Here is a 19,166-nt window from a genome sequence, read left to right as displayed (position 1 = left end):
AAAACGCTGCGAAGCATTGCCAGTTTGAGGAAAGCTCAATGTATTAATCTGCTTTTGCGGTTTATATTATTCAATAACTGCCATCCAGAATAAGTCTTTACATACCGCGAGGAGGTGCATTGATGCAGAAAGTGTTGGTTGTTTTCACCGGGGGCACGATAGGGAGCAAAAAAAATGACCGAACCATCAACGTGGATCAGGCGGCCGCCTACCACTTGATAGAAACGTATCATAACAGCGTTGACAGCCGGAATGTGCAGTTTGACACGATTCAGCCGCTCAATACGCTCAGTGAAAATATCGCACCGGGTGATTGGATGACCCTAATCAACAGCTTGCGGACCATGGATTTCGACTCATATCAAGGGATAGTCGTTACGCATGGCAGCGACACACTCGCCTTCACGGCTGCATGCTTGAGCTATGCGTTCAATGGCACCAGCATTCCCATTGTGTTAACCGCCAGCAATTATCCGCTCGATGACGAGCGAAGCAACGGTCTCCGCAATTTTGCCGGTGCCGTTGATTTGATATTGGACGGACCGCTTCCCGGAGTGTTCGTGGTGTTCGAGAACAACAGGGGAGAAGCCGTTGTGCATCTCGGGACACGCCTGATCCAGGCCGATCCGTTCACCGATCAGTTTGATAGTCCGTACGGCCTACATTTCGGCCGCATGGTTGACCATAAGCTGCGGATTAACCGGCACCCGATTAACCCTGACATCGAGCAGTTGGCGCAGAAGCGGCCAACGATCCCGTTCGAGCGGCTGGGCTTTTCCTCAGGCGTTGTCTGCATCAAGCCGTTTCCCGGTTTGAATTATCAGTACTACGATTTCACGCGAAACAAACCGCAGGCGGTGCTCCACGGCGTGTACCACTCCGGCACAGCCTCCGCGCGTGATAATGACGCGCAGTTATACTCGCTGACGCGGTTCATCGGGTACTGCAAGGATCACGGCGTGCCGCTCTATATTTCACCGTTAAAAAACGTCGCCGGAGACCTCTACTCCTCCTCTGTGCAGCTGCTGCAAGCGGGGGCGATAGCTTTGGAAAATATTTCAACAGAGGCGGCGCTGGTCAAGCTAATGCTCGCCTACGGCAGCTTTGATTCGGAACGCGAAATCAAGGCACTGATGCAGGGCGGCTCTCTCTTTTTTGAACATACTGGCACATGGTAACATGGTATAATTATGTAAAAATCCCACCAAGCCGGTATTTTGACTACAGGAGGAGAAGCGAGTGAATCCGATCCATAATGTGGCGGAGCACCAGGTGCATCAAGGCAAACCCATGACTGCCAACACCGCGAAGCAGCGCATCCTATGGGTGCTGGGCGTAGGGGCATTGCTCGTCAATGCCGACAACAGGGCGATCACGCCGATGCTGCCTGCGATTGCTGAAGTCTTCGGCACTACGGCGTCTGCAGCAGCGCTGCTTGTCACCGCATATTCTATCCCATACGGCCTGTTTCAACTGGCGTACGGTCCGCTGGCGGACCGTGTCGGCAAAGTAAAGACCATCCTCTGCTCGTTGTGCTTGTTTGCTCTCGGCACGATTGCTTGCGGATTCGTTGACAGTTACGGGTGGCTGCTGGCGCTGCGGTTTATTACGGGCATGTTCGCTGCGGGAATTATTCCGACCACGCTCGCACTCATAGGCGATCAGTACGATTTGGCCGAACGGCCGCGTGCTATAGCGTTTTTCATGTCCCTGTCAACCACGGGACAGGCGTTAGGCATTGCAGTCGGGGGAGTGGTGGCGCAGTTCGCCAGCTATCGTGCGTTGTTTATTATGCTCGGCATCATGGCTGTCCCCACTTTGTGGGCCTTATTCATGCAGCGCAAACGCGACGCGGTGCAGCAGGTGGAAACGCTGCCGCTCAGGTCGAGGTATCTGGCCTTGCTGCGAAGTCGTAGAGCGTGGATGATTTATTCTTTGGTGTTCTTGGAAGGTTTTCTGTTTTTCGCAGGCTTCACCTTCCTCGGCGTCTATGGCGTCGACAATCTGCATTTATCCTACCTGGCGATTGGGCTGCTGACAGTCGTGTACAGCGCTGGGGCGTTCATCGGCAGCCGGACCATCACTTGGGTGCTGCAGCGCACAGGTGCACCCAACATGCCCATTTTGGGGTCGCTGCTTATGGCGCTGGGGTTCGCTGTCATCTGGGTATGGCCCAGCGTCACCGCGCTCAGCATCGGCTTTATTGTGCTTGGTTTCGGCTTCAGCTACTGCCACTCCACGCTGCAAACTTACGCCACGGACCTGCTCCCGCAGGCGCGGGCAACGGCTATGTCGGTGTTCGCGTTCTCGCTGTTTCTCGGCAGCGGGTTGGGACCTATCGCGGGGGGATGGATTTTTGATCTGTACGGCGTCGACACGATGTTGGGCACGACCACCGTCGGACTGGTGCTGTTGAGCATGCTGTGCACGCCTCTGCGCAAAATGAGCACGCGAACGCAAGCGGGATAAGCCGGCACAGGCACGTCAGTTGAGCCCTCACACGTGAGTGAGATCACCTGCATACGAAAGCAAGGTAAACGGTGACTCCGGTGCTGGGCAAGGCGGCGAGAGACACCGAATGATTATGCGAAGGTGAACCTGATGCATACGAACAATAAAGTGTGCTCGATCCATAGGAGGAGAATCAACATCGCACAATATGTTCGTGGTTGAAATTAACAAAATTGCCTGCCGGAGGGATTCAACATGCGAAGCTATTGGGCCGCCCATGAATTATTGGAAATGAATGATTTTCTTCGAAAGTTGATTGCTGACATTGAATTGCACGCATTATGTTATGAAATGACAACAAATCCTGAATTACAATCCATACTAATGCGCCATATTCAAGTCATGCATACCGAATATAATCAAGCTATTAATCTGCTCCAGAACAAAGAGCTGGCCATGGCAGCAGTGCCAGCCTATCGTTCACCATTTAACTACAATCCACAAATCGGCTTACAAAACCAGCAAATAGTGCCTTCTCCAACCTATAATGGCAGGCGTCTCAGTGATTTTATTATTACCACACTTGGTTCTGTCCTAGGCACGGTCTCGGTTAACGAATCTACTGATCCTGATATTCGCGCTTTTCTTACAATGTGCGTTAATAACTGCCAACAAATGGCGTATGAAGTATGGCAGCACATGAATGCCAGAGGGTACTATGAACCTCCAGAAATGCCAGCAGGCGCGGTTAGAGAAATGATGCAGGTCTTCCAACCCGCCGTTCACGGATATGCAACCGCCAGCTTGTAGTACATCGTCCATCCCGTGGCCAACAGTCGCTGAGCTGTCCAGTGCTCCGGCTGACAGCTAGACCCTCTTGTAAAAGCAAAAAGGCCGGTCAGCTGCATGAAGCGGCCGGCTTTGTAATTAGTTTGGGGATACTTTCTGTTCGAACTATTCATGCCGCAATGGTAAAAAAACCATTCGGTGCGGTAGAGACTGCCTCTCCATGACGAGATCAGATCAAGCAGGATTTAGCAATAATTACCAAAAGAATAAAGAGAACCAGAATCACACCTACGGAAGTGAACAGACCTGCGCCAGCAGCACCGTAACCCATTTGCTTCAACTCCCTTGCAATAAGTTTTTTTGTTACGTGATATCATATGCTCATGAAGTTGAAAAAGTTTGGACAGGTGCGGTAGGCGCCATAGTGTTATTTTTGATGCCATATAGTAGGGGTGAGATTAACGGCGGACGGGTGAGTAACACCAGTCTTACAGGCAGGTTTAAGCAGTAGGAGCGCAGCTGTGCCAACCGGGTTGACTAGTAGTCTGCACGCCGTGCAATTTTACAGGACCAATGACCGACCGCAACGCAGGCACCGGATAAGGAGGAGTTTTCACTGTTAGCATCTGTAGAAAAGTCTGAGCGCGGTTATGCTGCTCGCTTCGAACGCCATTACAAGCATCCAGTGCAAGAAATCTGGGCCGTATTAACGGAGAACGAGAAGTTGGCCGAATGGTTCACCGAGCTCCAGATTGAAGAATTGCGCGAAGGCGGGATGATAAAGTTTCAGCCGCATGATGACACGTTTGGCCCGCTTGAGATCATTGAGCTCAAAGCACAGTCTGTGTTGGAGTATACGTGGGGGGAAGACCGGGTTCGTTTTGAGCTGTATCCTGAAGAGGGCGGCTGTCGTTTGATTTTAATCCAAAAAATCCATAAGATTTCATCGCACACTCCAAAGGATCTCGCCGGCTGGCATGTATGCTTGGAGGTCATTGGCTTGTTGTTGGACGGCAAACGCTTGGACTCCCGTGAAGACGAGTGGGAAAAATGGTATCAGAAATACAGCGAGCTATTGGAGCAATTTCGAAAACAATAGAACACGCCTCATTGTTGAGCTCCCGAAGAGTAATGTGGTATAATTTTCTAGAAAAATAAATAGATTGTGAACACTAGGGGTGCTTGCACAAAGCTGAGAGAGACATGCTGTCTCAACCCTCTCACCTGATCTAGGTAATGCTAGCGAAGGGAAGTGATGCGTGCCGGTAGATTCGTATAGGTACATAAGGCAGCCGCTTCCTTTGGGAAGCGGTTTTTTGGCATGAGCAGGGTGCCCAAGCCGTCTTGTGAGCGTGCGCCAGAAACGGCTGGCAGTGCCATGTGAGTATGGTGGAAAGCATATGTTTTTTAGGGTTGAAAGGGAGGGAAGGCAGTGCCAAACACGATAGATGAGCTGATAAAGCAGGTCGAGGCGCGCCAGGACGAGCTGGTGCAGCTATTGGAGCGATTGATTCGTTTCCCCACACCTGCGCCGCCTGCACGAAACACTGACGAGGCCCAGCGGTTTATTGCGTCTTTTTTACAGGATAACGGTTTCACCGTAGACAAATGGGATGTGTATCCGGGTGATCCCAATGTTGCGGGCGTGCTGAAAGGGAGCCATCCCGAGCACTACAAAAGCCTCATAGTGAACGGGCACATCGATGTGGCTGAAGTGAGTGAAGATGAGGCGTGGGAGCAGGGCCCATTCACGCCGGTTGTAACAGATGGAGTCATCATCGGCCGCGGCGCAGCCGATATGAAAGGCGGCATGGCGGGTGCGCTTTTTGCGGTGCAGCTGCTGCATGAGGCGGGTATCCATCTGCCTGGCGATCTCATTTTTCAATCGGTAATTGGTGAGGAAGTGGGCGAAGCCGGCACGCTGGAGTGCTGCAAACGCGGCTACACGGCCGATTTTGCCGTGGTAGTGGATTCCAGTGATCTGCATATCCAAGGGCAGGGAGGTGTCATCACAGGCTGGATCACGGTGAAGAGCAGTCAGACCCATCACGATGCTACGCGAAAAAGCATGATCCACGCCGGGGGCAAACGGTTCGCGGCAAGTGCGATCGAGAAAATGATGCGCATCATCCAAGGGCTGCAGGAGCTTGAACGGCACTGGGCGGTGATGAAAAGCTATCCCGGATACGAACCGGGGACAAACACGATCAATCCCGCAGTGATCGAAGGAGGGCGGCATGCCGCATTTATCGCGGACGAATGCCGTTTGTGGATTACGGTGCATTTTTACCCGAATGAGACTTACGAGCAGGTCGCGCAGGAGATAGAGGAGCACATACGGCAGGTTGCGGCTGCAGATGTCTGGTTGCGGGAAAATCCGCCCCGTTTTGAATGGGGAGGCTCGTCGATGATCGAAGACCGCGGCGAGATTTTCCCGTCGCTTGAGGTCGATCCGGATCATCCCGGCGTGCAAACGCTGAAGCGCTCTCACGAGGGTGTGCTTCGCATGCCAGCTGTGGTTGATGTGTCGCCGACGGTGACGGACGGCGGATGGTTCGGCCACGCGGGCATTCCCGCGGCCATATATGGGCCAGGGGACTTGCACAACGCACATTCGGTGAATGAGCAGCTTTCGGTGCGGCAGTTGGTTGACTACACGAAAGTTATTCTGAAATTTATCTATGAATGGGGTCACACGAAAAAGTAATCGGAGGGAAGCCGCATGAAATTTTCAGAGCGATTGTATCACAAGCTGCACCCGATTTGGCGCAGAAATCACACGCATCCTTTTATCATTGAGCTGGGCAACGGCACATTGCCGGTGGAAAAGTTCCGTTTTTATATGATCCAGGATTATTTGTATCTCATTGACTATGCGAAGCTGTTTGCACTCGGCGCGGTGAAAGCGAATGACTTGCAGACGATGGGCAAATTCGCCGCCCTCTTGGATTCGACGATGAATGTTGAAATGTCTCTTCATCGCACGTACGCCGCCCGATTCGGAATATCCGAAGAAGAGCTTGAGCATGCGGCGCCTTCACCGATCACGCTGGCTTATACGCACTATATGCTGCATGCCGCGCAGAACGGATCTTTGGCGGAGCTGGTAGCGGCATTGCTGCCATGCATGTGGGGTTATTGGGAGATCGGCAAGGAGCTCAGCAGCATCCCAGGAGCGTCCGACCACGCCTTGTATGGCGAGTGGATACGTATGTACAGCTCGGAGGAGTTCGGTGGTCTGGCGCAGTGGTGTATCGGTCTGCTCGATCAGCTGGCGCAGGGCAAGCCGGAAGGTGAGCTGGCCAGACTCGAAGAAATCTTTCTCAACACGACGAGGTATGAATATATGTTCTGGGATATGGCGTACCACCGGACGATGTGGCCGACGGACTAAAATTCAGTTTTGCATCATCGGCATCTGATGTATACTTGTCTTGACTACAATCACGGGGGATGAACTGGGGATGAGCCAAGATTTCGGCGGCATGGGCCGTCAGTACCTGCAGCAAGAATCGTATGGTGCGTCAGCTTTTTGTTTCTATCGCGCCACACTGGCGGACAATACGAATGGCAACGCTTGGAATGGGCTGGTGCTGGCACTTAGTTTGATGCGAAAAGAGTACGACGCACAGACGATTTTGGCGAGATTCGCCCTGACTCAGCAGCTGCCGTACGATAAGGATATGATATCCTTTGCGATGATGATGTATCAAAATAATCCTTTGGCGCTCTCGCAATGGATTCGTGCGATGTCCACCCGGGTGGGCACAACCGCTCAGGAGCGGGAGACCTTCACTCAGATGGCCGACGACCTGGAGAGGTCTTATAACGCAATGTTGGCGGACCACGGGGAACAGGTGTTGAAAGAGCAGGGTATGCTCAGCCTGCAGGAGCTGGCAGACCGCCGGATCGAGCTGGACTGGACTCTGACCGAGTCGATTGACTCCATCTTCGGCTTAGCCGAATCTTGGCTGGCAGACCCTGAGACGGTGCTGTCGGGCGTGCGGCTGCTCTGTATGCTGCCTGATCCGAGAAGCGAGAGATTACTACGCAGGGTATGCCGCAACGAACAGATTGACGGCAAGGTGAGGACGCATGCGCTGCTTGCACTCAGGTGGCTGGGCGTACGGGGTAATGCGAAGATCGTGAAGATGGGCGAATCTTTCGTGATCAATTTGGATGATCCGACGCCGGAGCTGACCATAACGGTGCCTGCGTCGTACAAGCCTGCGTTGGACCGGATGAAGCTTTGGATCGCTATGCAGCAGGGTTTTGTCGCTATAGAGGAATATGAGCAGCATGCGTCTACGGACGAGCCAGTCATGCCGGAGGATCTCGCGGCGAAAGTGGAGCAGGCGCATATTCCAAGCCTTTTGCAGGAAGTGGTTCATGCGTTGATTCGCTCCGCTTACGACCAGTATTACCCGCTGGTGCCGAATACGAGAGGGGCACGGCAGTGGAGCATTGCCATGCTGCTGCTGATGAAAGAGTATGCTGAAGGCGTAGGCGAGGAGTGGCCGTATGAGCAGCCGGAGCATGACGAAACGGCAGTGCTGCACCGGAACTGGATATTGAGTGCCACGCCGGATTTTCACAGCAGTATCGCGGAGGCGCGCAAACAGCGTGAAGGGCAATTGCGCAAATAATGGTTTTGCAAGAGCTGGACTCGGAGAGCGGCAGAAATACGACTGCCTCCGGCCGGCTTGTTTTTTTAATTTTCTGCCACCCTCCACAAGCCTAGCGCGAACCTCTCCTGCTCACCAGCCTCTCGTACGCTGCTTTATCACAGATCACGAACAGCTGCGCTTGGTCTGGAATTTTGTCGTCCAGCCGCTGATTGATGCCGAGGTTGTCGCCGTCCGCAATGAGTGTAGCTCCTTGCTTCAGCAGATCGTCGAAGGCGTCACGGTATGTGGTCCATTGAGGGTTTTTGTTAATTTGAAAAAGATCCCCTTCATCCCTTCGCGTTAATAATTGCGATAAAATTTTGGAGGCGCCGGGATTGAACGCTGAACGTACCGCCAGATGGGAAATGGTTTCGTTACCCAAAATGAATTCATCCACTTTCACATGTTGAAAGTTACGTATGTTTCCCTCGTCCTTGACTTCCACAATGGTATGTACATGTTGATAATTCCGCTCAATGGCCGTGGCGACCAGCAAAGTTTTTCCGTCGATAAATGCCGTGTCACGGATCACAGTGTGATTTTCCGTTACTTCATCGGCAAATATGAACACGGCTCTGGCCTTAGCTAGGTTAGCCATCACAAGCGTAGCCTCCTGCACCGGATTGCCCTGTACATAGTGTACCCGGTCGTGAGTTAGGGGTGTTTTTTCCGCTGAATCAATGAGCACAACCTCCGCAGACGGGTCCGTGTTCAGGATCTCCAGTATGGCCAGCTCTGCATGTTTGCTCCATGCTATGATAACAAAATGGTTTTGCCCGTGATACTGCAATTTCCCTGCCTCCTTTTTTCTCTGATACACCAAAAGAGCGTCGATGACCTTGCTAATGGTGATGGATAGCAAACTCACCCCAAATATGAATAGGAACATGCCCAGCCACTTGCCTGCCGTTGTGCGCGGGTAAAAGTCCCCGTAGCCGACTGTGGTAACCGTGGTCATCACCCACCAAAGGGCGTTGAATAGCGTTTCAAAGGTGTCCGGCTCCAACCGGTACGCGAGCAGCGAAGTGGAAAAAATAAATACTGCGGCCGCTCCGAACACGAAGATATTGCTTACCCGGATGAGCCGCAAAATGAGTCTTGTGAAAAAAAGCATCGCTTCCTCCTCGCCGGATCACACGTCGATCCGATTACATTCGACAATTGTATACAATGTATTTTACCATGACATGCGCTATTTTTTGCCACCTTTTCTGTAGCAGCAGCACTCCTGTCTATTAACGATGCCCGCGGTGACGGCCGCTCACACGTGTCTCAATAGTTTGCCATAAACTGTGAGAAAAGTAGATGGAGGGGGAGGCCGGATTGAACAAAAGACTGCTAAAAGCGGGATTAAATTTCCTCATGGACAACAAGGGGATCCAGAAGATGTTCAAGGATTTGGAGAAAACGCAGAAGCAAGTCGAGGCCGTATTAAAGCGAGCTGAGGATATCAAAAACAAGCACAAATAGGCAACGCGCGCCGGATTCCGGTGCGCGTTGCTGCGCTACGTGGCGTGTCCCGGCGCGCGTTGCGTGGCGTATTCCGGTGCGCGTTGCCGCGCTGCGTGACGGACAGAGCGGAGGCCATCCACACCGCAGCCCTCACCCAAACCGGCGACAAGCCGCGGCAGCACAGAGCAGTAATGCTTATGCTATGCCTGAATCCCTGCTTCGTCTGCTCGGCTGATAACATGCCTCGCCCTTTTACAACGCCCGGTGCAGAAGATCCATAATGTGCACTGCTTCCATGTGTGCCTGCAGGCCGGCCCGGATAATGCCTTGTCTCATTTGCAGCAGACAACCCGGGTTTGAGGTCACAATTACATTTGCTTTCGTGGACTTCACATCGTCCATCTTATGGTCCAATATTTGCATGGACATATCGAAATTCGTAATGTTGTATATCCCTGCCGATCCACAGCAGCTGTCCGCGTTATTCATTTCGACGAGCTCTACTCCGGGGATGCTGCGCAGCAGTTGACGGGGCTGATTGCGAATTCCTTGGCCATGTGCCAGGTGACAGGAATCCTGGTAAGTCACACGGAGATTCAGCGTCTTGGTGAACGCAGTTGGCGGCAGCTCTGCCAGCAATTCGTTCACATCGCGCACTTTTGCCACAAACGCCATGGCCCTCGCTTGCCATTCCGGATCGTCATGAAACCAGTGATGATATTCCTTCAATGCGGCGCCGCAACCGCCTGCATTGTTCACAATGAAGTCGACCCCCGCTTTCTCGAACGCTTCTATGTTGCGTTTCGCGAGGTCGACCGCACCGTCCTTTTCCCCCGCGTGCGCATGCAGTGCGCCGCAGCATGACTGCTGCTCTACAAAAATGACGTCGCATCCCACCTTGTTCAGCAGGTTCGCGGTGGCTTGATTCGTCTCATAAAACATGACATCCATTACGCATCCGGTGAACAGGCCCACTTTGTACAGTGGCTCACGTGCGGCGTGCATGTACGCCCGCCGCTTCTTTCGCGCCATAGGCGAAGCGATTTTCTCCACGGAGGATTGCATCTCCGCCATTTCCCGGGGCAGGATACGGATAAGCCCGGTTTTGCTGGCGAGCCCTTGCAGTCCCGCGGCCTGAGCGGCCCATAACGCAGTACCAAGCGCTCTGATACGCTTTGGATGGGGAAACACTTTGTTGAAAATAAGCCTGCGAACCAGTGGCATGCCAGTATCACTTTTCTTCTTGTCCTCGACCGCCTTGCGGGCTGTTTCAATGAGGCTTCCGTACGGAACCCCGGCAGGACAAGCCGTTTCACACGCCCGGCAGCCCAAGCAGGCATACATATTTTTTTCAAACTCGGCGTCTATTTTCAGCCTGTTGTTAGCAACGCCCTTCATGAGAGCGATCCGGCCGCGGGGGCTGTACGACTCCATCCCCGTCTCCCGATAGGTGGGGCAGGAGGGCAAGCAGAACCCGCAGTGCATGCAGTTCATAATCTCATCCATGTTGAAGCTGTGGAGCGGCGGCGTCTTTGCATCTTTCGTTTGGCAAGCGGGCGGCGACTGCGGTAAGGTGCTCATTGCTGCACCACCACTCTGCGACGGGCGCTGTTCGCGAACATTTTACCCGGATTCATAATGTTGTTAGGGTCAAATGCCGCCTTGATGCGTTTCATCAGTTCCACTCCGCCTTCCCCGACTTTGAGGGGCAGATAGTCCATCTTCGCCATGCCTACGCCATGCTCGCCCGTGATCGTACCGCCCAGCCGAATGGCGGCATGGAAGATTTCCTCGAACGCTCGCTCCACTTTGTGAATCTCGTCTTGATCCCGCTCATCGGTCATACATGTGGGGTGGAGGTTACCATCGCCCGCATGCCCGAACGTACAAATCTGCAGCTGATACTTTTCCGCCACCCGCTCCACTTCCTCCACCATTTCCGCCAAGCGGGAACGGGGAACCGTGGCATCCTCCAGTATGGTAGTCGGGCGCAGCCGGGAAAGAGCGGCCAGCGCTGAGCGGCGGGCAGCCAGCAGCTTCGCTCCATCCTCGAACGTCCTCGCTAGCTGGACGTCTGCGGCTCCCTCCAACCAAGCGATCTCCTCAATCTGTGCGATGTCGCGCACGACTTGATCTTCACTGCCGTCTTGCTCGATCAGCAGCATCGATTTCATGTTCAACGGAAGACCGAGCTTCGCAAAGTCATCCACCACCTTCATGGTGGACTGATCCAGAAACTCGATGGTAGCCGGGATAATCCGGGAGGCGATTACTTGTTCTACAGTGCGGGCGGCATCGGTGAGATTGTGGAAGTACGCAACCAGCGTGCGTTTTGTCGCCGGCAGGGGCAGAAGCTTCACCGTAATCTCGGTGATGACCCCGAGCGTGCCTTCCGAGCCCACCATCAAGCGGGTCATGTCGTAGCCGGCGACGTCTTTAACATTTTTGCCGCCGGAGCGCAAAATTTCACCGGACGGCAGGACGTACTCGATCCCCATAATGTAATCCTTGGTTACGCCGTACTTTAAGCCTCTCATGCCGCCGGCGCATTGAGCCAGGTTGCCGCCGACCGTCGATATCCGCATGCTCCCGGGATCCGGAGGATAGAATAAACCTTCCGCCTCAACGGCCTTGTGCAGCTCAGCCGTGGCCACGCCGGGACCTAGGGTGGCCGTCAGGTTTTTGGAATCGATTTCATGAATGCGATTAAATCTGGTCATGTTCAGCACGATGCCCCCGTCTACGGGAATGCACCCGCCGGCCAGATTGGTGCCGGAACCGCGGGGGACGATCGGCACGCCATGCTCGTTAGCCAGCTGCAAAATCGCCGACACTTCCTGCGCCGTCGCAGGCAGCAGCACCGCATCGGGCATCGCTTGAAAAATGGGTGTCGCGTCATATGAATGCGCATACAATTCATTCGGTGTATCGAGATAATATTTATCACCGACGATCGCACTCAACCGGTGTTTCAATTCAGCTGACAGCACATTAACGCCTCCTTAGTTATCAGGTCATCAGATCTATTTTTCATGGAGTATACCATAATTTGCTGAAATGTAGTAGATTATTGATATCATTTTTTTTACAGGAGCGAGGGGCGCGCCATGAATTTGGGTCAAAAAAATTATGAAATCATCGCCGACGAGCTGCAGCGCATGATTCAAACTGAACGCTTAAAGCCGGGACAAAAAATTGACACCATAGAAAACCTTGCCGCACAGTACCGGGTCGGCCGGTCTACCATTCGAGAAGCACTGTCTTACTTGAAGGCACACGGCTTGATCGAATCCAAGCAAGGCGGAGGCACCTATGTGGCCGCCAATGCGCTGCATTCCACGCTGGAGCAGATGAAGTCAGCCAATCAGGAAGATCTGTGCAAGCTTATGCAGATGCGAGAAATCGTAGAAGTAGGCGGTGTCGAGTTAGCCGCGCGGTATCGTACCGAGGCAGACATAGCGGATCTAAGCAGAAGCCTGCAGCAAATGGAGGACGCGATCGGCAATGAGGAAATCAGCCAGCTGCATGACGCTAATTTTCATTTGTCCATCGCGAGAGCGTCACAGAATCCATACCTGCGCACCATGATGGAAGGATTGTCCGCTTCGCTGCGTGACATGATGCAGGCTTCCCGCCGTTTGTGGCTAAGACAGGTCACTCAGACGCCTCACTTGTTGGTCGAAGAACACAAGGCGATCTATGAGGCGATCGTGCAGCAAGATGTGCGGCAGGCATCTCGGATGATGAAGCAGCATCTGGAACAGGTGATGCAGAGTCTCCCACACTAACAGAGATTATTTTTGGCGTCCTCCGATACACTGTTCTATGGGGCATGTTGTCGGTCCTAGCCCTCGATGCAACACTTGCCAAAACCTGGGAACATGCCCTATAATCAGGGCTATCTGAAAAGCGCTTACAAGAAATTCGTCTGATGATCATATCATCGCACATATTTATCGAGATGCACGTAAGCGCTTTAACATTTCGCTGGGGTGAGCAAATTATGACATGGACTCAGAATTTTATACCGGTGAACGGCAGCTTGGCATTGTCGGCACTTGTCGCAATCGTACCTACTTTATTTTTCTTTTGGGCCCTCGCGATTAAGCGAATGAAGGGCATTTATGCAGGTTTGGCCACGCTCAGCGTCTGTCTGCTGATCGCGGTGACAGCCTACGGGATGCCGGTGACTATGGCGTTAATGTCCGCGGTCCAAGGCGGCGTTTACGGTATAATTCCCATTGCGTGGATCATTGTCACCGCTGTATTTTTGTACAAGCTCACCGTAAAAACCGGTCAATTCGAAATCATCCGTACTTCGATCGTTTCGATTACCGAAGACAGCCGGCTTCAGCTTCTGCTGATCGCGTTCTGCTTTGGGGCGTTTCTGGAAGGTGCCGCCGGGTTTGGCGCGCCGGTAGCCATCTGTGCGGCATTACTGATCGGACTCGGCTTCAGCCCGCTCTCCGCCGCCGGATTATGCTTGTTGGCCGACACAGCGCCGGTAGCGTTCGGCTCGATCGGTATTCCCATCACCGCGGTAGCCGGCCCAACAGGACTTCCGGTCCAGGATATTTCGAAGATGGTCGGCCGGCAGCTGCCGTTCATTTCGGTGTTTATCCCGCTGTACATGGTGGTGGTGATGGTCGGCTGGAAAAAGACGAAGGAAGTGCTGCCTGCCATCGTAGTGACCGGCGTATCGTTCGCGCTGACGCAGTTCCTCACTTCGAATTTTCTGGGACCTGAGCTTCCCGACATTCTGTCCGCGTTGGTATCGATGTTGTGTTTGACGCTCTTTTTAAAGGTGTGGAAGCCGCAGTCCATCTCACGCTTCGCGGAGCAGGAGGCGATGGCGGCGATAGCTGCAACGTCCGAAGTCCCTAATGCGCCCCATTCCGCCGGGAAGGTTCTGAAAGCATGGTCGCCGTTTTTGGTGCTTACCATATTCATTTCGCTCTGGGGAGTGAGCGGCTTCAAGGATGCGTTGGTCGGAGGCTATAAGGGAAACAACGGCTTCCTCGAGGCTATCAATATGATTGGCCGGGCGCTCAGCTTCCATCCGACGGTGCCGGGCCTCCACAACCTGATCATTGGTGCGGACGGGCAGCCTATCCCCGCCATTTTCAAGCTGGATCTGCTGGGCGCAGCCGGGACAGCCGTCCTTTTTGCCGCGGTGGTCAGCAAATTCATTTTGGCCGTGCCCTGGAGAACTTGGTGGACTACTTTCGGAGAGACCGTGCATGAGCTGAGAATCCCGCTGCTTACGATCTGTTCGGTTGTCGGGTTTGCTTACGTGACTAACTCATCCGGCATGAGCATTACGTTAGGCAAGGCCGTCGCGTCAGCCGGCATGCTGTTTCCTTTAGTTTCGCCGCTGCTGGGCTGGTTGGGTGTGTTTATCACTGGCTCGGATACCTCTTCGAACATGCTGTTCGGGAATTTGCAAAAAGTATCCGCCACCAGCATCGGCATGAGTCCCGTTTTGGCTGTGGCTGCGAACTGCAGCGGAGGGGTGATGGGCAAAATGATTTCGCCGCAATCCATCGCAGTTGCCTGTGCAGCGGTAGGCATGTCGGGAAGCGAGTCCAAGCTGTTCCGCTTCACTGTGAGGCACAGCATTTTCCTTGTGCTGCTTGTCTGCGTGATCACCTACTTACAGTTTTCGGTGTTCTCCTGGATGGTACCCTGATTGGGGGCCATACGCCAGTAATAAAATGGGCCGAACGCATATAAACTCAAATGAAGAGCCCCACATCCATTCCCACCGAAAGGGGTGATGCATTGCATGTACGCGCATAGGCCGGTCAGGAATGACGATTTTGCAATAATCTCGGCCTTCCCACAGAATGAGTCGGAGCTGTTTTACATGTACCCGCGGTGGACGTATCCAGTCCTTCCCGCAGCAATCGAAGCGTTAGCGCTCCAACGGCACGCGGCGACGGTGATCACTTTGTCTGACGAAGTTGTGGGATACAGCAATCTATATGACGTACAACAGGGCAGCCATTGTTGGTTGGGCAACGTCATTATTTCGCCCGCTCACAGACGAAAAGGTGCCGGTGCATATCTTATCCAAACGATGATGGAGAAAGCCAGAAAAGAAGCAGGCGTCAGACAGTTAAAATTGATGTGCCATAACATCAACACAAGAGCGCTGTTGCTATATCGTAAGCTGGGCTTTAAGCCCTTTGACGCAGAAGAAATGCAGGACAAAGCCGGTAACAATTTGCTGCTGATCAAAATGGGAATCAAGCTTATTCCGCAACAAGACGCACAATTTTGGTCATGGGAGAAGCGCTATGAGCTATAGCGAGCGGGTGCAGCACAGCTCAACCGGATCGTGCTGCTAGTTGAGCGGGCCACAAACAGTTAACTGCTAAGCGCCGCGATGACAGCCACATGTAACAACAATAGGGAGCCACTAATTCAGTGGACTCCTTATTTTGCGTTGTGGTTACATTGTAAAGAGTGAGAAGCGTGCTTCGGAATTTATCATTCGCACAGGAGGAGTTGTTTGATGCAAGTAGCCTATGATCTGGAAAGAGACTTGCCGGTGAAAGTGTCAGAATGGACGCCGAGTTCCTCGCTGGAAACATTTCATTGGCATACTGCATTGGAAATCGGGTATTGTGTGTCCGGAAGCGGTTGGTTTTTCTTTGGAGACAAAAAATATCGGGCGAAGGCAGGGGATGTATTCGTTGTCAATAACATGGAGAGACATATCGCTCAATCCGACCCGGATAATCCGAGCAAATATTTGTTTGTCTTTTTCAGTAAAGAAATCGTCGAGAGTGAACAGGAACTGCTGCTGCCATTTATTTATCGCCCCGCAACATTTCAAAATCAGATTCCCGCTGAGCAGACGGCTGCCCGCAAGATCGGACAGCTTATTCATTTTCTACGGCAGGAATTCGCAGAACGTCAGCCGGCTTTTCAAGCCATGATCCGCGGCACGATGATGCAGATATGTGCGCTCTTGCTGCGACATTATGGTCAGCACTCGCCTCCTGGGAGGAACAACAGTGTCTTTTCGTTGTATTTCATCTTATTGCCTGCGCTGAGCTATTTACAGGAAAATTTCCGCGAGCCGTTGGAGTTGTCGGATGTGGCCTCACAGCTAGCGCTTAGCCCCTCGCGGACGCGGCATTTGTTCAAGGAGGTAATGGGGATCGGATTTAAGGACTATTTGACTGAGCTGCGGGTCAATGAAGCCAAAAAGCTGTTGGCAAGCACGGACTTGTCTATCATGCAAGTATATCTCCAGTCAGGCTTTCAAAACCATAACTCTTTTTACCGAGCGTTCAACGCCATTGTTGGTATGACCCCAAATCAGTACCGTTTTTGCAAATCAAAATAATAGCCGTTTTTGTGAACAATTCAACGTTTTTCGTGAAGAATTGTGTCCTGACAATGGCCTATACTTGATCCAAAGCTCTGTAAACGGTTACAGATCATTGCCATATGGCCGCTGACTGCAACGGCTGTCCATGACCATCTGACATTGAAACTAGGAGGTGACGTCGCACCGTTTTCTGGTGAGTGGTGGAAATTAATCCGACAATGGAGGGATTTCAGATGCCTAAGCGAAAGCTGCTATCGGTACTAATTGGAGCCGCGCTGGCGGCAGCATTGACAGCCGGATGCACAACGGACAGCACCGACGCCGGGGGGCAAGTCACTATCAAAATGTCCGTATCCGGCAGCGAGCAAGAGAAGAAGCTGAGATATGAGACCGCAGATTTGTTTATGCAGAAGCATCCGAATATCAAAATCGAATGGGTGGATCTTGGTACGGATCGCTACCAGAAAACGATGACGCTAGTGTCCGGCGGCGAAGCTCCTGATATTTTGTATTTGAACGATTGGGTGTTTCCATTCGCGGAAAAAGGTGTGTTGATGCCGCTGGATGAATTCATCGAGGGAGATGCGAGCTTCAACTTGGACAGCTTTTATAAACCGCTTGTGGATGCCTTCAGAGTAGATGGTAAGCTGTACGCGCTCACGCAGGAAGTGTCTCCCTTGGTGATGTACTACAACAAAGATATGTTTGATAAACAAGGGGGGCCGTATCCGACGGATGACTGGACGGAACAGGAATTTATTGAGACGGCTAAGAAACTCACTGATTCCGGGCAAAGGCAGTACGGCTATCTGATCGAGAACGGCGTGCTCAGTTGGGGAGGATTCTTAAACCGGGCGGGCGCTCACATTTATTCGTCGGATGGAACGAAAAGCGGGTTCGACACGCCGGAGGCACTGAATGCCCTGCGGCTGATGCATCGGATTGCAGTGCAGGATCGTTCTTCCCCGAATCCGGCGGAACAAAAAGCACAGGGCCAGGGCAGTGACGCGCAGTTCCGCAACGGGCAGGTTGCTATGTTCGCATCAGGATTATGGCAGCTCCCGGCTTTTAAAGCCGAGCCGCTGCCCTTCCAATGGGATGTGGTCAGAATGCCTAAAGGGGTCACACAGACTACCAAGGCAGGGGTGCTGGAATGGGGCATATCAGCGGAGACAAAGCATCCGAAAGAGGCTTGGGAGGTATTGAAGTTTTTCGTGGGTCCGGAAGGGATGAATATTGTGGCCAAGTACAATATGGCTCTGCCTGCGACGCAGGACAACGCGGCGAACCAAATGATTCTCGATTCGAAGTTTCCGGACAACGTGAAAGCGTTCATCGCCAGCGCGCCAATGGTTAACTTGGAGGAAGTTACGAATATGAGATCTGCGGAAATCAATCTGGCGGTGACACAGGAAATCGATCTGATGCTGCTCGGCACGCAATCGCCTGAGGAGACGCAGACCAAAATCGTCAGCACCATGAACCAGATTTTGAGCGAGTGAACCACTGTAGGCTCTGAACTAATTATGCTTTTAGGCTGTTCTGACAGGAGGCACCCGATGATAACTTCGCCGCGATCTTACCGCTACAAAGAAACGCTATGGGGATATATATTTATCACTCCTATTATGGTCGGATTTCTGATTTTCACCTTAATACCAGTCGTCAGTTCCCTATATTTGAGCTTTACCAAGTACGATGGAATCACGTCGCCCAAGTGGATCGGTGTAACTAACTATGCCAATCTGCTGCATGATGCGGATTTTTTAGCCTCACTAAGCCATACGCTGTATTTCACTTTGGGCACGGTACCTTTGGGAGTCCTTTTAGCGTTAATTGTGGCTATTGCATTAAATGCGAAAATTCGCTTCATGGGGGCATACAGAACCGCATTCTTCATCCCTGTGGTGACATCCATGGTCGCCGTCGCTCAAGTGTGGAAGTGGTTATATAACACAGATTACGGTTTAATTAACGCCATACTGGCCCGGTTGAATATGTATCAGCCGGAATGGCTAGCGAGTATTGAGTGGGCAATGCCCGCGATCATTATCATGAGCATATGGAAACACCTGGGCTTCAACATGGTGATCTTCCTTGCAGGCCTGCAGGGTATCTCTCCGGCGTTGTACGAAGCTGCGAAGATAGATGGGGCTAGCGGGATCAAGCAGTTTTTCTACATTACGGTTCCTCTGCTGAGGCATACCACCTTGTTTGTTGTAGTGATGTCTATTATCGGCTCTTTCCAGGTGTTTGACCAAATCTTTGTTATGACGGGAGGCGGCCCTGCCAAATCCACTACCGTTGTGGTCTTCTGGATATACCAGAATGCGTTTCAGTTTTTCAAACAGGGCTACGCGTCCGCTATGGCTTACATATTATTCGCCATCATCTTTGTCGTTACTTTGATCCAGATGAGGCTCGCCAAGAGCAAAGACGTTTATTGAGAAAAGAGGTCAGGCTTG

Annotated in this window: 18 protein-coding genes and 1 riboswitch; of the genes, 14 read left to right on the top strand and 4 right to left on the bottom strand. The window is 52.5% G+C overall.

The features are described from left to right. Positions 1 to 122: 122 nt before the first annotated feature. The 3 genes from CBW46_RS12345 to CBW46_RS12335 all read left to right on the top strand — a co-directional run bounded on the left by CBW46_RS12345 (position 123) and on the right by CBW46_RS12335 (position 3,261). Entirely contained in the window at positions 123 to 1,178 is a 1,056-nt protein-coding gene (locus CBW46_RS12345; protein ID WP_089200309.1) for an asparaginase, read from the top strand. Positions 1,179 to 1,239: 61 nt separating this feature from the next. After that, positions 1,240 to 2,469: an MFS transporter gene (locus CBW46_RS12340; RefSeq protein WP_089200308.1), complete on the top strand. Its 1,230-nt coding sequence runs from the start codon at positions 1,240 to 1,242 to the stop codon at positions 2,467 to 2,469. A gap of 237 nt (positions 2,470 to 2,706) precedes the next feature. Next, a complete protein-coding gene (locus CBW46_RS12335) occupies positions 2,707 to 3,261 on the top strand; it encodes a spore coat protein (protein WP_089200307.1) in 555 nt (184 codons plus the stop codon). Positions 3,262 to 3,469: 208 nt separating this feature from the next. On the opposite strand, the gene CBW46_RS21795 is transcribed toward CBW46_RS12335, so the two are convergent. Continuing rightward, a complete protein-coding gene (locus CBW46_RS21795) occupies positions 3,470 to 3,571 on the bottom strand; it encodes a sporulation protein YjcZ (RefSeq protein ID WP_089200306.1) in 102 nt (33 codons plus the stop codon). Positions 3,572 to 3,925: 354 nt separating this feature from the next. Here CBW46_RS21795 and CBW46_RS12325 point away from each other — a divergent pair, with 354 nt between their 5' ends. The 4 genes from CBW46_RS12325 (at position 3,926) to CBW46_RS12310 (ending at position 7,886) form a co-directional block, all read left to right on the top strand. Further along, a complete protein-coding gene (locus CBW46_RS12325) occupies positions 3,926 to 4,339 on the top strand; it encodes an SRPBCC domain-containing protein (protein WP_341538182.1) in 414 nt (137 codons plus the stop codon). A 65-nt stretch (positions 4,340 to 4,404) separates the two neighbouring features. Beyond that, positions 4,405 to 4,508, top strand: a riboswitch (TPP riboswitch). A gap of 164 nt (positions 4,509 to 4,672) precedes the next feature. Beyond that, complete coding sequence (locus CBW46_RS12320; protein WP_089200304.1) at positions 4,673 to 5,947, top strand: acetylornithine deacetylase; 1,275 nt, start codon at positions 4,673 to 4,675, stop codon at positions 5,945 to 5,947. A gap of 15 nt (positions 5,948 to 5,962) precedes the next feature. Further along, entirely contained in the window at positions 5,963 to 6,634 is a 672-nt protein-coding gene (gene tenA / locus CBW46_RS12315; RefSeq protein WP_089200303.1) for a thiaminase II, read from the top strand. Between the two features lie 70 nt (positions 6,635 to 6,704). Next, positions 6,705 to 7,886 carry a hypothetical protein gene (locus CBW46_RS12310; RefSeq protein ID WP_089200302.1) on the top strand — a complete coding sequence of 394 codons (1,182 nt, stop codon included), beginning with the start codon at positions 6,705 to 6,707 and terminating at the stop codon, positions 7,884 to 7,886. A gap of 91 nt (positions 7,887 to 7,977) precedes the next feature. Here CBW46_RS12310 and CBW46_RS12305 read toward each other — a convergent pair whose 3' ends face one another. Next, on the bottom strand, positions 7,978 to 9,021 hold the full coding sequence (locus CBW46_RS12305; RefSeq protein ID WP_089200301.1) for a potassium channel family protein: 1,044 nt from the start codon (positions 9,019 to 9,021) through the stop codon (positions 7,978 to 7,980). Between the two features lie 209 nt (positions 9,022 to 9,230). Here CBW46_RS12305 and CBW46_RS21310 point away from each other — a divergent pair, with 209 nt between their 5' ends. Next, entirely contained in the window at positions 9,231 to 9,377 is a 147-nt protein-coding gene (locus tag CBW46_RS21310; protein WP_165842285.1) for a hypothetical protein, read from the top strand. A gap of 234 nt (positions 9,378 to 9,611) precedes the next feature. On the opposite strand, the gene CBW46_RS12300 is transcribed toward CBW46_RS21310, so the two are convergent. Together CBW46_RS12300 and CBW46_RS12295 are read right to left on the bottom strand one after the other, a co-directional pair. After that, the gene (locus tag CBW46_RS12300; RefSeq protein ID WP_243633296.1) at positions 9,612 to 10,865 is read right to left on the bottom strand and encodes a (Fe-S)-binding protein; all 1,254 of its coding nucleotides are present in this window, start codon (positions 10,863 to 10,865) and stop codon (positions 9,612 to 9,614) included. A 71-nt stretch (positions 10,866 to 10,936) separates the two neighbouring features. Further along, entirely contained in the window at positions 10,937 to 12,349 is a 1,413-nt protein-coding gene (locus CBW46_RS12295) for an FAD-binding oxidoreductase (RefSeq protein WP_089200299.1), read from the bottom strand. Between the two features lie 117 nt (positions 12,350 to 12,466). On the opposite strand from CBW46_RS12295, the gene CBW46_RS12290 reads away from it, so the two are divergent. The 6 genes from CBW46_RS12290 (at position 12,467) to CBW46_RS12265 (ending at position 19,148) form a co-directional block, all read left to right on the top strand. After that, a complete protein-coding gene (locus CBW46_RS12290) occupies positions 12,467 to 13,147 on the top strand; it encodes a FadR/GntR family transcriptional regulator (protein ID WP_089200298.1) in 681 nt (226 codons plus the stop codon). A gap of 215 nt (positions 13,148 to 13,362) precedes the next feature. Continuing rightward, positions 13,363 to 15,048, top strand: coding sequence for an L-lactate permease (locus tag CBW46_RS12285; RefSeq protein WP_089200406.1), 1,686 nt, complete (start codon positions 13,363 to 13,365; stop codon positions 15,046 to 15,048). A gap of 87 nt (positions 15,049 to 15,135) precedes the next feature. Beyond that, a complete protein-coding gene (locus CBW46_RS12280; RefSeq protein WP_089200297.1) occupies positions 15,136 to 15,669 on the top strand; it encodes a GNAT family N-acetyltransferase in 534 nt (177 codons plus the stop codon). Between the two features lie 207 nt (positions 15,670 to 15,876). Next, positions 15,877 to 16,716 carry an AraC family transcriptional regulator gene (locus CBW46_RS12275; protein WP_089200296.1) on the top strand — a complete coding sequence of 280 codons (840 nt, stop codon included), beginning with the start codon at positions 15,877 to 15,879 and terminating at the stop codon, positions 16,714 to 16,716. 218 nt (positions 16,717 to 16,934) lie between these two features. Beyond that, entirely contained in the window at positions 16,935 to 18,203 is a 1,269-nt protein-coding gene (locus CBW46_RS12270; protein ID WP_165842283.1) for an ABC transporter substrate-binding protein, read from the top strand. Positions 18,204 to 18,260: 57 nt separating this feature from the next. Then, positions 18,261 to 19,148: a carbohydrate ABC transporter permease gene (locus CBW46_RS12265; protein WP_207802285.1), complete on the top strand. Its 888-nt coding sequence runs from the start codon at positions 18,261 to 18,263 to the stop codon at positions 19,146 to 19,148. Positions 19,149 to 19,166 lie beyond the last annotated feature (18 nt).

The sequence above is a fragment of the Paenibacillus xerothermodurans genome, assembly GCF_002220865.2.
Taxonomy (GTDB): Bacteria; Bacillota; Bacilli; order Paenibacillales; family NBRC-103111; genus Paenibacillus_S; species Paenibacillus_S xerothermodurans.
Note: the sequence above shows the minus strand (reverse complement) of the source record. Positions and strands in the feature narration are given on the sequence as shown.

Coding starts and splice junctions, on each gene's coding strand:
- CBW46_RS12345 (WP_089200309.1), top strand. CDS start 123: ATGCAGAAAGTGTTGGTTGTTTTCACCGGGGGCACGATAGGGAGCAAA.
- CBW46_RS12335 (WP_089200307.1), top strand. CDS start 2,707: ATGCGAAGCTATTGGGCCGCCCATGAATTATTGGAAATGAATGATTTT.
- CBW46_RS21795 (WP_089200306.1), bottom strand. CDS start 3,571: ATGGGTTACGGTGCTGCTGGCGCAGGTCTGTTCACTTCCGTAGGTGTG.
- tenA (WP_089200303.1), top strand. CDS start 5,963: ATGAAATTTTCAGAGCGATTGTATCACAAGCTGCACCCGATTTGGCGC.
- CBW46_RS12310 (WP_089200302.1), top strand. CDS start 6,705: ATGAGCCAAGATTTCGGCGGCATGGGCCGTCAGTACCTGCAGCAAGAA.
- CBW46_RS12305 (WP_089200301.1), bottom strand. CDS start 9,021: ATGCTTTTTTTCACAAGACTCATTTTGCGGCTCATCCGGGTAAGCAAT.
- CBW46_RS12300 (WP_243633296.1), bottom strand. CDS start 10,865: ATGGATGAGATTATGAACTGCATGCACTGCGGGTTCTGCTTGCCCTCC.
- CBW46_RS12290 (WP_089200298.1), top strand. CDS start 12,467: ATGAATTTGGGTCAAAAAAATTATGAAATCATCGCCGACGAGCTGCAG.
- CBW46_RS12285 (WP_089200406.1), top strand. CDS start 13,363: ATGACATGGACTCAGAATTTTATACCGGTGAACGGCAGCTTGGCATTG.
- CBW46_RS12280 (WP_089200297.1), top strand. CDS start 15,136: ATGCATTGCATGTACGCGCATAGGCCGGTCAGGAATGACGATTTTGCA.
- CBW46_RS12275 (WP_089200296.1), top strand. CDS start 15,877: ATGCAAGTAGCCTATGATCTGGAAAGAGACTTGCCGGTGAAAGTGTCA.
- CBW46_RS12270 (WP_165842283.1), top strand. CDS start 16,935: ATGCCTAAGCGAAAGCTGCTATCGGTACTAATTGGAGCCGCGCTGGCG.
- CBW46_RS12265 (WP_207802285.1), top strand. CDS start 18,261: ATGATAACTTCGCCGCGATCTTACCGCTACAAAGAAACGCTATGGGGA.